The organism is Paracoccus litorisediminis (genome assembly GCF_009711205.1).
Lineage (GTDB): Bacteria > Pseudomonadota > Alphaproteobacteria > Rhodobacterales > Rhodobacteraceae > Paracoccus > Paracoccus litorisediminis.
Genome location: NZ_WMIG01000011.1, coordinates 124,623 through 137,138, shown reverse-complemented (window position 1 = coordinate 137,138; position 12,516 = coordinate 124,623). Strand labels below are relative to the sequence as shown.

The window sequence follows — 12,516 nt, the reverse complement described above, 5'->3', positions numbered from 1 at the left end:
TGACGCAGGAAAACCACACAAAGTCATCATCACCGCCGTCGCCAGAAAGCTGGTCACCATTGCGAATGCGTTGTGCAAAAGCCGGCAGAAATGGACGATCCCTGGGACCTGACAGATACAGTTGCTAAGAGACCGAAGCATCGCCAGGCGATACGGAACGCGCGGCTAGCACACTCACGATTCCTTGTTTTACAGCTTAGAAGAATTTTCTATTTAACGGCCCGTCCGGGGTTAATGGCTATTGCGGCGGCGGGCAGAAGGTTTTCATAATTCTCCAACGCACGCTTTCCACGGTCACCCCCAATCGATTCCTAGCCATCACGGATGACTGCTTGGCTGGCCACTCGGTCGAAGAGAGGGAACATGAACGGTCATGACATTCACGAGTGCATCTGGGTCGTTCCTGGTCCCGAAGAATGTGTAGCCCACCTCGCTGCGGTTGAGAGGCAGGCCAAAGAAATCGACAACGCCAAGACGGCGGGCGTCGCAGCCATTGTGACGCTCGCGCTTATGACGAACAGCGATTTCACCTCACGCCTTGGGGACCAGGCTGCATCCGCAGTCCTGAGCGAGTTGACGAGAATGGGCGCCTGCACGCAGCGCCTCGTTGGCAAGAGTTTTTAACTAAACGCCCACTCAGTTAAGTCAGGCATTCTGGAGGGACAGAATGAGTTTCGAGCCGATTTGTTTTGTGACGATGGTCCGGGGCGATCATGCGATGCTGGAGAAGTGGATCGCCCACCATTCCAAACTCGTGGCCAATCGCAGCGCTCTCCACGTATTCCTGCACGGTCACGATCCCGCGCTGCAGAAGATTGCTGAGGGTTGCTCACTCGTCACGCTTCCATTTGATCCGAGCGGTTCAAGCTTCGAGGAATCCCGCAGACAGCTATTTTTCGGGCTGGCCGGCGCGTTGCGAGGTTATTACGGCCATGTAATCACGCTCGACTGCGATGAGTTTATGACAATGGATCCGGGCGTTGGACAAACGCTGGCGGAATATTTGTCCACCCATCCATTCGAAGGGGCAGCGCTTTCCCCAGTCGGATTCGATGTCGTCCAGCGCAGCAGCGCGGAGCAGGATCCAGTAGATTTTGCGCGTCCCATTCTAGGGCAGCGCTGCTTTGGATTCCTTGACGGCACCTATTCCAAGCCCTGTATATTCAGACGCCAACCAAGGGGCGGGAGCCAACACTCGCTGGCAAGAGAGAAATGGGAAATCGATCCGAAGATTTTCCTTTTCCACTTCCGCTTCTTCGACGTCGAGTATTCACGGCAGGTAAACGCCGCCCGAATGGCCCTCGTTGCCGATTTTGACAAGCAAGGGTCGGATCACGCCATTGGCACATGGGGCGACCGAGAAGAGCGATTTGCCCGCGCCTTGCAGAGTGCGGATGTCGCAGACTGCCCTGATCTGTCGCCAGAGCTGATCGAAGCCTTCCGCGCTTCCCAGTTGGAGAACTATCAGAACCGCGGAGGCAGATTTATGTGGCGCGATTGTCGCCGCGGGCCATACCGGCTGCCTGCCCAATTCGAGGGGGTTTTATGACAGACCTTATTGCATGGAGGAGGCCGTTTGACGCCCCCATCAAGCGCTTTCAGGTGCTGGGCGAGCGGTCCTCGGGGACGAACTTTGTCGATGTCCTCTTCAAGAGAAACACCACGCTGCAGCCCACCAAGGATTATGGTTGGAAGCATGCAGTCCCGCAATTCACCTCGGTTCTGCGCGACGACTTGATTATCGTTTGCTTCCGAGGGCCCGAGAGCTGGTTGCGCAGTATGTACGCCAAACCGTGGCATGTGCCCGATAGTTTGGTGAATGTGACCTTTTCCGAGTTCCTTCGCGCTCCGTGGGTTACCGTGATGGACATGCCTGGGGCCATGAGCGCAGTGGGCGCGAGGAAATCTCTTGACCTTCCCGTGCAAGGCGATCGACATCCGATCACTGGCATGCACTTGGAAAACCCGGTTCAGCTGCGCAACCTGAAGAACGCAGCTTTTCTTGGGGTTCTGGAACGCGGATGCAACGTCGCCTTGATACGGCACGAAGACGTGACGAAATATCCACGTGAGACCATCAGCAAGGTTTGCGAATTATTCGACATCCCGGTGAATGCGGCGGACGATTTTGTGATACCAACGAGGCAGCTCGGGGAGATGACGCAACGCAACGTCGAAGGGTTGAGACGAGATAAAGTCGCAACCTACTCGGATGACGACCGAGCATTTGTCTTTTCCCAACTCGACCACGACCTTGAGACGAAGCTGGGCTATGGATTTTCGATTTAGGGTCGGAACCCATTGATTTCCGCTGCAAACGCCGCAATCGAATCGAGATCATGTTTGGCAGGCTCAAAGGCTGGCGCGGGTCATCCGAGGCGGCCAAGTTGCCGCGATTGGCGTGCATCTGGGCGCCGCGAACTTTATGAAGACCCGCGCCGGAGATCTGCTGAAGCCGATTCAACCGGGAGAGATGACCTCAGGTGAGCGCGCATCTGCCGCTACCGACCTCATCAACGGTTTCGCCCTCGGTCTGCTTGGCCCGAAGCCTGAACAAGGCAGAGCGCTGGTTTGAATCGGGCCTCGAGGTGGCGACCCTGACCCACCGGCAACCACACTTCGGCCAGCAATTTCTAGGGAAGGTACCGCACAATGCGGCTGCGGACATCCAGCCCCGGCCAACCGCTAGCCGCCCCCATGCGCAACGCAATCGCATACGCTTTAGCTCTTGAGAGCGCAGACCGGTATTCTCGATCGACAGCCCCCTTTGCTACGCACGCGCCGGCAGCTGCGCCTCCATGATCGACCACGGCCCCGGTGAGAAAGGGGCATCGACGGCGCGGGCCAGTGCATGATGATCGTTCCATTGTTTCCCCGGAAATGAAAAAGACCCACGTGATGCGGGGCTTGTGTTAAAGTGGGATCGGGCCGTTTCAGGTGGATTCCGCTCGAGCGCTCCCCCGGTCCCTCAACGGCAGCACCGTGTACGGGGGGCCGGTTAGCGCCGAGCCTACGGCGATATTGAGGGTGGTGAGATTGATCTACGGATCAGCTTGATCACTCAATGCGCTCATTTTTCGGCAGGATCACCTGCGGTGACGAACCAAAACTCGTACCATCCCATGCCCAAACGATACCGACGATATTGTCGGGACCGATGACGACGTGATCCGGTGCGGGCAGGTAGCATCGCTGGGCTGGACCAGACCGCCCGCACACTGTCCCAAAATGGCGTGAACGCAGTGAGCAGGACTGCGCCGACCAACCAGAAGGCAATGTCGGTAAGCAACCCACAGGCGGTCAAGTAAGACGCCGAGGGTCGGGACGAAGCGCTGACCCTTGCTCTCGATGGTCTGCGTCATGACGTCTCCGCATGAATTGGTCAGAAAAAATTGCCCCTCGGAGCCGGAGCGTGCGCAAGCGCACAAACAGCACGACGCTGTTACGTCATGATTTGAGTCGGCTCGGGCGGACGTGTGGTGGCGTCCGTCCGTTCATTCTTCAGCCAACCTCGCCAGCGGTTGTTGTCCCGAGGTTCGCGGTCACGCGGCCCGCATCTGCACTGTTCACCATTCGAGGGCGATACAACTTTCTGATGGTCGCTCATGCGATTGTGGCCACTGTAACTGCCGCCGTCACAGTAGCGAGGTTTGTGGCCAGACAGATCAGTTGTTCCACACCTGCGGTTAACCATGCCGGTGGTGTCGACGACCTTGGCAGTGGTCGATTTGCCCTGTTTCACACCCGCATTGTAGCGGCGGAAGGCCGGTTCGGGGATTCCGGTGCGGATGACGTGCTGGTGCTTGGCGCCGTCATTGCATTCGGTGAACACCGCATCCTTCAGGATCAGGTTCGACTTCTCGGCAAGCTCGATGATGTCGGAGATCTTGCCGTCCGGATCGGTGCGCGACAGGATATCGACAAGATCCGGGTTCTTCAGTTCAACTCGGCCATGGTTCAATCCTCTCGTTAGCCGTTGCCATAATGCGAGGCAGCAAAGTTGCCCCTCGTCTCGGCCGTCATCTCGGCGTGTTCGACCTGCATCCCCGCGAAGGTTTTCACGTCATGCGGAAACACCTGTTGGTTCAGCACCCGTAAGCCGACCTCGCGCATACCTGCGCGGAACCCGTCATTGGCATCACCGACATGCGTCTGGCTGAACAGGTGGCAGTGTTCGAGGATCGACCAGATGACCAGGCGGACCTCAGGCGTTCGAAGAACCGCGTCCCAAGCCTGCGCCAGCTTGCGGTCCCGGTTCTCCTTGATGATCGCAGTGACGGTCACAGCGCAGCCCCTCGTTGCAGGGCGTCGATGCCATTCAGGTTCGCCTTACTCAGAAGCTTTGCCGCGCCGGCCATAGGCTCAGCCACCGCCATCATCTGCTCTTGCTGCGACGCCTGCCGCCCGGCTTCGCGCTTGGCGGTCAGCTCGTCCGGCGAAAGCAGAATGCCCGGAGGCGCGCCGACCTGATCGGCGAACTCGCGCATCATCTGGTCGCTATCCAGCATGTCGAGGACTTCGGGCTTGAGCTGGGCCAGCGTCCCGGCAAAGCCGATGGTCCGCTCGATCGAGCCGACGCCGATGGCCTTCTGCGCCTGAGCCAGCAGCGAGATATACTCGATCTTGATTTCCTGCCCCACGACCGATTCAGGGGCGTCGGGCAGAATGTCGGCCTCTTGCATGTAGGCAAACTTGGCCTCGATCAGAGGCTGTAGCAATTCGTGGTCCAGGCTTTCCAGCACCGGCCCCAACGCCATCAGCTTTTCCTCATGGCGATCCGCGATCTCGCGCGCTGTGATCTGGCTGCGCCCCTCCAGGGCGACAGCGGCCATCTGGAACAGATCCATGGTGAACGCGACCTCGATCCGCTGCTGCGTTTCCAGAATGTCGAGGATCAAGCCCTGAATGTCGGGCTTGACCTCATAGGCGGGACGCACGCTGCCTTGGCTCAGATCGGTCGACGCCATCGCGGTAAAACCGCCAGGCACGTTTTCGAAGAACATGGCCCCTTGGATCGGGCCGCCGATGAGCGGCGGGTTGTGCATCTTCTGGATCGCAATTGCCTTCTGCTCCTGCGACACCTGCAGCGAGCGCGCGTCCCCCAGCGCGATCATGCCGGGCGACGATGCGGACCACGCCTCTCCTTCGACCTGCTCCCAGCGCGGAGCCAGAAGCGGCTTGATGCGATGCCCGCCGATCTGCAGGAACTTGTTCTGCTGGCTCATCTCCCAATAGACCGATGCCCACGGGCGGCCAGAGGCCTTCGGCGCCCCGGCATCGCCATCGGCGCGTTTGTCGACCATGTGGCAGACGGTATAGGTTTTGTAATATTCGCCCCGATCGAAGTCGCGGCGGACCTGCGCCGAGCAGGAATCCAGCCCCCATGACTCGACAATACCCCGGACCGGCATTTCGATTTCGCGATAGAGCGAGGTGACGCGTCCGCTGCCGTCCTCGCCTATCTTGAACCGGCCGACCGGCAGGCTGTGCCCGCGCACCACATCCTCGAAGTCATGCACGACGAGGTTTGCAGCCGTGCCGTAAAGGCCCAGATCGCCATAGCTGCTATCAAGCATGCGATAGATGTTCGATCCGCTCATGATCTCGTACATGCGGCGCTGCACCTCATGCAGCCAATCCTTGACGTCGAATTCCACCTCATCGGCACTCGAGCCCAGCAGGCCCAGCCGGAACCATGGCCGCGACGGCGAGGTGACGCCCGACATCAGCCCGGCGCGCAGAGTCCGCAGCGCCATCTGGGCGGTGTTGTCGATCAGCCTCTTGTTGACGAGGATGAGGCGCGCCGTTCACCGGCATCAAACCGCCCGCGCGTGGGCAGGATCGCATCGCGCAATTCGCGGAAGTGCGATTCCCAGTAGCTGTACTCGTCCGACATCGCCTTGCGGCGATGGTCGAGAGTTTTGCGCAGCGTCGGGTTGACGATTGCGGCCATGCGCGATCAGCCACCAAGCAGCGTTTTGCCGCCCGCTACCGCCGGGGCGACGGCAGGCGATGTGGGCGGCTGCGTCAGGATCGTCCCCTTGCGGCCGTGCTTGCTGAGATCGGTCGCAGAACTATTGAACACAGGCTCCTTGCTGGCCTGCAGTTGCTTTGGCTCTTCGACCTCCGGCGTCTTGCACATGGAAGTGCCCTCGAAATCTTTTACGAGGGCAGAATAATCGTGGCGCTATGGGTGATACCTGTTGGGCTATTCCGGTGAGCAGTACCCATTTGTCGACAGGCATTCTCCGCAATCTCACTCTGGATGGTTGACTAAAAAACCCACTTCCCGTGGGTGATGGGAAAATAAGTCACAGCTTCGTGAGATTGATATGGACATGGCGCACCATGCCCGCACCTTGGACTGAGTAACGAATCGCCGCGCAGTCAACTGAGACCCATTTGAGCAAGAAATGAGGAGCCAATGTCACATCCATATTTAGACCTCGACTCGCGTAGTTTCTGGAAATCGGCGGTATCAGAGGTTGGGCCATTGGGGTTGACCGATCTCTGGCGCCCAGGCTTCAGGATCAACAAGACCCATAAAATTGTGACTGCAGGTTCGTGTTTCGCTCAGAACATCAGCTCGCGCTTGGTCAAAGCTGGCTACACTTGGCTCAACACAGAGCCGGGCCCGGCCTTCGCGCAGGAAGATGTCAAAAAGAAGTACAATTACGGCGTGTTCAGTTTCCGCACAGGCAACATCTACACCGCAAAGATGTTGCGCCAATGGGTCAGCTTCGCATTCGGAGTGGATGAACCTCGAATTCCGCCGATCGTCCACAACGGTCGCTACTTTGACCCCTACCGGCAACAGATCTGCCCTGAGGGATTTGCAACTGAGGAAGAATTGCTCGCTTCGCGCGAGGAAACCTTCGACGCCATTCGCAATGCCTTCACCCAAGCAGATATCTTCTTCTTCACCTTGGGGCTAACCGAAGCGTGGATCGACAGGGAGACCAAGCAGGAATATTCGTCTTGTCCAGGCGTCGTCTGTGGCGAATTCGACCCGGATCGAGTGAAGTTCATCAACCACGAATTCACCAGTATCGTGGCGGATTTCAAGGCCGCCATGAAGATCATCAACGAGAACCGGCAGTCAAATATCAGTGTTTTGCTGACCGTCTCTCCTGTTCCGTTGACCGCAACCGCGAGCAAGAGCCACGTTCTGGTCGCGGTGACTCGTAGTAAAAGCACCCTTCGTGCGGCTGCCGACCAGATCGTTAGGGGCAATCGCCGGATCGATTACTATCCGTCTTATGAGGTGATCACGAGCCCGGTCAGCCGCGCGATCCATTATTCGAGCAACCTGAGAAACATTTCGCCTGAAGGCGTCAACAATGTCCTCAGCTACTTTTTCACGGCAATCAAGCGGTTCGACAAAAAATCAGCCAGCCCAACCGAGACAACGGCAAAGCACGCCTCCGAGGACGAAGACGATATTGACGAGAACGATGACGTTGTTTGCGAAGAGGTGATCCTGAATGCTTTCGCGAAATAAGGCCCTTCTCATCATCGGCGACAGCAACGTTGCCATGATCAAGAATCTCTTTGATGAAAAGCGCAAATACTTCCCAAAGGGTGATGTCGACTTCTGGTCGGTCTCGGGCTCGTTCTTCAATCGGAGTCGCCTGAACGAGGGAGAGCTTCACGCCCCGGCAAAATCCGGGCTGGAGCCAGTCAGGATCGATGGCTACAAAAACATCCTGTACTGCGGAGGACGTGTAAAGACGCAAGCTGTCTTCGATGAGTTTTTAAGACCCTCGGCGTCCGGGAAATGCCGCTATCCGGAAGAGTTCATTCAGCAAAGCATCGAGAGCTTCATACCAACTCTGCCGGGCGCCCGATTTCTGCAACGTATCCGGGCCGAATTCGCTGGCAATATTATTGCCTTCCCAACGCCACCGCGCGGGAATACGGAGGGGGTTTGTGAGGACACCACCAAACCGAAGGTCTGGACCGAGAAAATCTTTGACCTGATTTGGACGAGCTATCAGTCGTTTTACGAAAGTTGCGAAGTTCAATTACTTAAGACCCCATTCGACTGTACTGTCGACGGCAAGACTGTGAAGGCGCAGTACAATATCGGTCCCGGAGACATCCTCCATAAGAATGCCGACTATGCCGAGCTTTTGCTTAAGGAGGCGAAGTGGGCGTAGCGGAAAAATCGCCGTCGGCCTAATAGGTCGATGGCGTTTATTTTGCTCCCCATCCAGGATGACCGACTGAGCCCGTTTCCTTGGCGTAAATGGTGGTTCCTGTGCCGCCATCTAGCCAGATGTAAAAGCCGCGAAGGCAAGACACGACGCCCTCCGGTGAACCATTGCCCGCGCCCATATAAGCGCCGTTCGCGTCTGTCACGCCAAACGGACCCATGAGCATGCCAGCGCTCATCACACATCAGGTTGTGCGGGCTGAGCGGCAGGCCATCCTCGCGCGGATACATGACGCAGCGATCACCGAAATCGGTGTTGCTCCAATCCATCGTCCGCGATGCCGCGGGCGTGTTCAGACGCGGCTGGAACTCCAACGCGCTGATCGGCCCTTGACCGAGGAAGCCCGCGACTACGTCGTTCATTGCCCGACCAGAAGCTGCTGATCCCTCCATGAACCCGCAGACCTCATCGGGCCGCATGGGGACTGACACGACCTTCAGGACGATCTTGACCTCAAGGCATATCGACTGGCGATGGGCGGCGCATTCTTGCGGCGACATCAAGGTCTCGTCGCAGACGGTCACTCCCGCACCAATCCGTGGAATCGTCTCGGCCTTGCTTACGCCGCCGCCATCCTCGCGCGCAGGGAACAGGAAGGGCGGTATGGGTGACGCTGAACTGATCGCGCAGTTGCGGGCTGCATTCGTGAGCGGCCCATTGGACACTCGACATGTTTACACGCAACATGCCGCCGCTGACTGCATCGAAGCCCTTGAGCGCGAGAGCGCGGCGCCACGGGCGATGATGAAAGGCCCTGCCGCGTGGCTAGAACGCTGGGGCCAACATGTCGGAAACTGCTTAGGCAATCGGGGCGACATCTGTACATGCGGCCTAGCCCTCGCACGGTTCGGATCAAGCGTCGCCATCGCCAGCACGGAGGGCGGGGAATTAACCTGCTCACGATCACCGAAGCCGCCGCGCAGATGAATATCCCGGCCAAAGCCCTGCGCCGTGAAGCCGAACGCCACGACCTACCTGTCCAATACGGACGCGCAGTGCGAATTGACCCCCGAAGCCATCCCGGAACTGATCAAAAAATGCCGTAGCGCTCCAAACGCCCACGCCTCTATTTCCATGCTGCTCGCGGGAAATAGGTCATCCGCGACACTGACAGACCAGAGGCTGCAACTGGTACGAGAGACCGCGCGGAAGCTGAGCAGCAACTCGCGCTCAATATAGCCAGCCGCGATCGCCCGATCGGACCGTCGCTTCCGGAACAATTCCTGATCGCGGACGCCTTGATCTTCTACGCGAGCGTAGCATGGCCATCCGTCAAGGACGCTGGGCGCATTAGAAGCGCGATCGAGGCGCAGCTGCCGTTCTGGGGGCGCTGCCCAGTCTCCACAGACAAGGGCGAGACGTCGCGGCGCTATGGGAAATCTCGCCCGACAACCAAAATGATGCGGACGGTCAGACGCGCGCGGTCTGGGGGATGGATCGACACCGAACGCGGCCTGCTCTACCGCCGCGCCGATGGAGCACGCCAGACGAAGAAGCGTTAGCCACCGGCCAGGCTACCCCGCCGACTGCTGACCCACCTTCACAGATGGGAGGCGCGGCGCGCGCTGGGTGATCGAATATCAAGGCGGGCGCTGCGGCGACATCAAGACCGCATGGGTCGCTATTGCAGAGGAAGCAGGAATGCCGGACGTGACCCCGCACACCCTGCCGCACACCGCGATTACGTGGGCCATGTAGCACGGGGCGAAGGCTTGGGATGCGGCCAGTTATTTCGGGGCGTCAATCCAGACCACTGAAACCGTGTATGGGCACCATCATCCAGAAGCGCAGGCATTGGTTCGCAATGCCATGGATCAACACCAAATTGTGCGCACAATCTGTGCGGAAGCCGACACCGAAAGGCCGGAAGCACGACTAACTGATTGATTTAATGGCGCACCCGACACGATTCGAACGTGTGGCCTTTGCCTTCGGAGGGCAACGCTCTATCCAGCTGAGCTACGGGTGCAACGCTTGGGCTGCATAGCCGCTAATTCGCGGCCATGCAATGGGGGTCAGGCAAAAAGCTCGCGGCAAAGTCCAAGGCCGTCGACCAATGCGTCGACCTCGGCGCGAGTGTTGTAAAGCGCGAAGCTGGCGCGGGCCGTGGCGCTGACGCCGAAGAAATCCATCAGCGGCATGGCGCAATGGGAACCGGCCCGGACCGCGATTCCACGCTTGTCGAGGATGGTCGAGATATCATGCGCATGTGCCCCCTCCATCGTCATGGAAAAAATCGCGCCCTTGTCAGCGGCATCGCCTTGCACGTTCAGCCAGTTCAGGCTGCGCAGACGTTCACGGGCGTAGTCGCGCAGGTCGCGTTCATGAGCGGCGACATTGTCCATGCCAAGGCCCATCAGGTACTCCAGCGCCGCGCCAAGACCGATCTGGTTGACGATGCCGGGGGTTCCGGCCTCGAAGCGCAGGGGCGGTTCGGCATAGTCGACGCTGTCGCGGGTGACGGTGCGGATCATGTCGCCGCCGCCCATGAAGGGGCGCATCTCGGCCTGCCGCTCGCGCTTGATCCAGATCGCGCCAGACCCCGAGGGGCCGTAAAGCTTGTGCCCGGTGATGCAGTAGAAATCGACACCAAGGCTGGCCACGTCGACCGGCATATGGACCGAGGCCTGACTGCCATCGACCAGAACCGGCACATCCGTCCCGCGTCCGATCGCGCCGACATCGACCACCGTGCCGGTCACGTTCGACATATGGGTGATGGCGATCAGCTTGGTTTTCGGCCCCACCGCAGCCAGCACCTTTTCGGGCGGCAGGCTGCCATCGGGTTCGGGCTCAACCCATTTCAGCACGACGCCCTGACGCTCGCGCAGGAAATGCCAGGGCACGATATTGGCGTGATGCTCCAGCACGGACACCACGATCTCATCCCCGGCCTGCAGACGCGGCGCAGCCCAACCATAGGACACAAGGTTGATGCCCTCGGTCGAGCCAGAGGTGAAGATGACCTCATCTTCATGCGGCGCGTTCAGGAAGCGGGCGATGATCGAACGGACGCGCTCGTAATTCTCGGTCGCCAGGTTCGACAGGAAATGCAGTCCGCGATGGACGTTCGCATACTCCGCCTCATAGGCGCGGGTGATGGCCTCGATCACCACGGTCGGCTTCTGGGCCGAGGCACCATTGTCCAGATAGACCAAGGGGCGCCCGTTTACCTGCCGCGACAGGATCGGGAAATCGGCGCGGATCTTATCGACATCGAAGCTCATGGCGAGACCTCCGGAAGGATTCCAAATGCGGCGGCCAGGATCGACAGGATCGTCGCCACCAGAAAGACGCCGCCGATAAAGCCAAGCGCGACCTTGGGCGTGCTGGTGAAACCATGCAACGCCTTGGTCAGGGCAATGGTCAGATAGATCGACAGGCCGAATGCGACCAGCGACATCAGCGTCGCCGTGGGCGGGACCAGCAGCATCAGGACGAGTTGCACGGCCTGAAGCCCGACAAGGATCAGCTCGACCCAAGCGACAAGAACCAGCGCGTCGGCGAATTCGCCCTTGCCGCCAAAGGCGCGCCCGATCACCGTCACCGCGACGGCCGACAGCACCATGGCGGCGAATTGCAGACCGGCCAGCGTCAGCGGGACCGACAGGATCGCCGAAAGCGGGTCCGAGGCGATCGGCGGAAACATCTGCCGCGCAATGCCAGCCAGCAGGCTGGACAGACAGGCCGCCAGCAACGCGATCATCCAACGCTCGGCCATGCCGAAGTCCAGATCGCGCAGCAGGCGCACCGCGCGCTCGGGGGTCCGCAGGGTCAGGACCACCAGATCGCCTAGTTCACCGAATTTCATTCCGTCCTCGTCAATGCGCCCAGTCCGGCGCCCCATATCACGAGAAAGCCCAGACCCGCCACCGCTCGTGTCAGCGTCAGCGCGGCCCCCGGCCCGATCAGCCCGGCGGTCAGGCCCGCCAGCAGCATCGCGGGCGAGACCGCTAGCAGCGCCCAGAACAGCGCCAGCCGCGAATCCTGCCCATCGATCGGCCGGGGAGTCAGCCGGGACAGGATGGATACCAGTGCTGCCAGGCCGTAGGCCAGCAGCGGCATCATGAACATTACCGCAAGAAGCGCGCCGCCCATCCGTGCCTGCAACGGCACCGAGGGGTCCAGATGCGCATCCCGCGCATGCTGCGGCGCCTGCGCGATCAAAAAGACCAGCATAGCTGACATCAGGATCGCGATCAGCGCCCGGTCGGGCAGACCGCGCAGGGAGTTCACCACCCTGCCCGGCGCCCGCCAGCTTTCGATGATCCGCGGGACAAGACCGGCGCGGGTCATCGCA

General features: G+C 59.7%; 13 protein-coding genes and 1 tRNA gene. 5 read left to right on the top strand and 9 right to left on the bottom strand.

All coding sequences use genetic code 11. The annotated features are described in order from the left end of the window. The first annotated feature begins 363 nt into the window (after positions 1–363). The 3 genes from GL300_RS17325 to GL300_RS17315 are packed head-to-tail and all read left to right on the top strand — an operon-like array spanning position 364 to position 2,289. Positions 364–624 (top strand): hypothetical protein, encoded by a 261-nt coding sequence (locus GL300_RS17325; RefSeq protein ID WP_155040914.1) that lies wholly within the window; start codon positions 364–366, stop codon positions 622–624. A 43-nt stretch (positions 625–667) separates the two neighbouring features. Continuing rightward, a complete protein-coding gene (locus GL300_RS17320) occupies positions 668–1,549 on the top strand; it encodes a glycosyltransferase family 2 protein (RefSeq protein ID WP_155040913.1) in 882 nt (293 codons plus the stop codon). Beyond that, the gene (locus tag GL300_RS17315; protein WP_155040912.1) at positions 1,546–2,289 is read left to right on the top strand and encodes a hypothetical protein; all 744 of its coding nucleotides are present in this window, start codon (positions 1,546–1,548) and stop codon (positions 2,287–2,289) included. Before GL300_RS17320 ends, GL300_RS17315 begins: the two co-directional genes overlap by 4 nt. Positions 2,290–3,442: 1,153 nt before the next feature. On the opposite strand, the gene GL300_RS17310 is transcribed toward GL300_RS17315, so the two are convergent. The 5 genes from GL300_RS17310 to GL300_RS17290 are packed head-to-tail and all read right to left on the bottom strand — an operon-like array spanning position 3,443 to position 6,142. Continuing rightward, positions 3,443–3,961, bottom strand: coding sequence for a major capsid protein (locus GL300_RS17310; protein WP_155040911.1), 519 nt, complete (start codon positions 3,959–3,961; stop codon positions 3,443–3,445). Positions 3,962–3,969: 8 nt separating this feature from the next. Then, complete coding sequence (locus tag GL300_RS17305; protein WP_155040910.1) at positions 3,970–4,284, bottom strand: Bbp19 family protein; 315 nt, start codon at positions 4,282–4,284, stop codon at positions 3,970–3,972. Continuing rightward, positions 4,281–5,756 (bottom strand): portal protein, encoded by a 1,476-nt coding sequence (locus GL300_RS17300; protein ID WP_155040909.1) that lies wholly within the window; start codon positions 5,754–5,756, stop codon positions 4,281–4,283. The genes GL300_RS17305 and GL300_RS17300 overlap by 4 nt, the downstream gene beginning before the upstream one ends. A gap of 17 nt (positions 5,757–5,773) precedes the next feature. Continuing rightward, positions 5,774–5,953 (bottom strand): portal protein, encoded by a 180-nt coding sequence (locus tag GL300_RS17295; protein WP_155040908.1) that lies wholly within the window; start codon positions 5,951–5,953, stop codon positions 5,774–5,776. A 6-nt stretch (positions 5,954–5,959) separates the two neighbouring features. Then, positions 5,960–6,142, bottom strand: a complete 183-nt coding sequence (locus GL300_RS17290) for a hypothetical protein (RefSeq protein ID WP_155040907.1) — start codon at positions 6,140–6,142, stop codon at positions 5,960–5,962. A 282-nt stretch (positions 6,143–6,424) separates the two neighbouring features. Between GL300_RS17290 and GL300_RS17285 the strand changes: the two genes are divergently transcribed. Both GL300_RS17285 and GL300_RS17280 read left to right on the top strand, forming a co-directional pair. Continuing rightward, complete coding sequence (locus GL300_RS17285; RefSeq protein WP_155040906.1) at positions 6,425–7,501, top strand: GSCFA domain-containing protein; 1,077 nt, start codon at positions 6,425–6,427, stop codon at positions 7,499–7,501. Further along, a complete protein-coding gene (locus GL300_RS17280) occupies positions 7,485–8,159 on the top strand; it encodes a hypothetical protein (protein ID WP_155040905.1) in 675 nt (224 codons plus the stop codon). Before GL300_RS17285 ends, GL300_RS17280 begins: the two co-directional genes overlap by 17 nt. Positions 8,160–10,108: 1,949 nt before the next feature. Here the strand turns inward: GL300_RS17280 and GL300_RS17275 are convergent. The 4 genes from GL300_RS17275 to GL300_RS17260 form a co-directional block, all read right to left on the bottom strand. After that, positions 10,109–10,185 (bottom strand) — tRNA-Arg (locus GL300_RS17275). Between the two features lie 46 nt (positions 10,186–10,231). Further along, the gene (locus tag GL300_RS17270) at positions 10,232–11,443 is read right to left on the bottom strand and encodes a cysteine desulfurase (protein ID WP_155040904.1); all 1,212 of its coding nucleotides are present in this window, start codon (positions 11,441–11,443) and stop codon (positions 10,232–10,234) included. After that, positions 11,440–12,027, bottom strand: coding sequence for a YIP1 family protein (locus GL300_RS17265; protein ID WP_155040903.1), 588 nt, complete (start codon positions 12,025–12,027; stop codon positions 11,440–11,442). The genes GL300_RS17270 and GL300_RS17265 overlap by 4 nt, the downstream gene beginning before the upstream one ends. Next, positions 12,024–12,512 carry a hypothetical protein gene (locus tag GL300_RS17260; protein WP_155040902.1) on the bottom strand — a complete coding sequence of 163 codons (489 nt, stop codon included), beginning with the start codon at positions 12,510–12,512 and terminating at the stop codon, positions 12,024–12,026. The genes GL300_RS17265 and GL300_RS17260 overlap by 4 nt, the downstream gene beginning before the upstream one ends. Between the last annotated feature and the right edge of the window lie 4 nt (positions 12,513–12,516).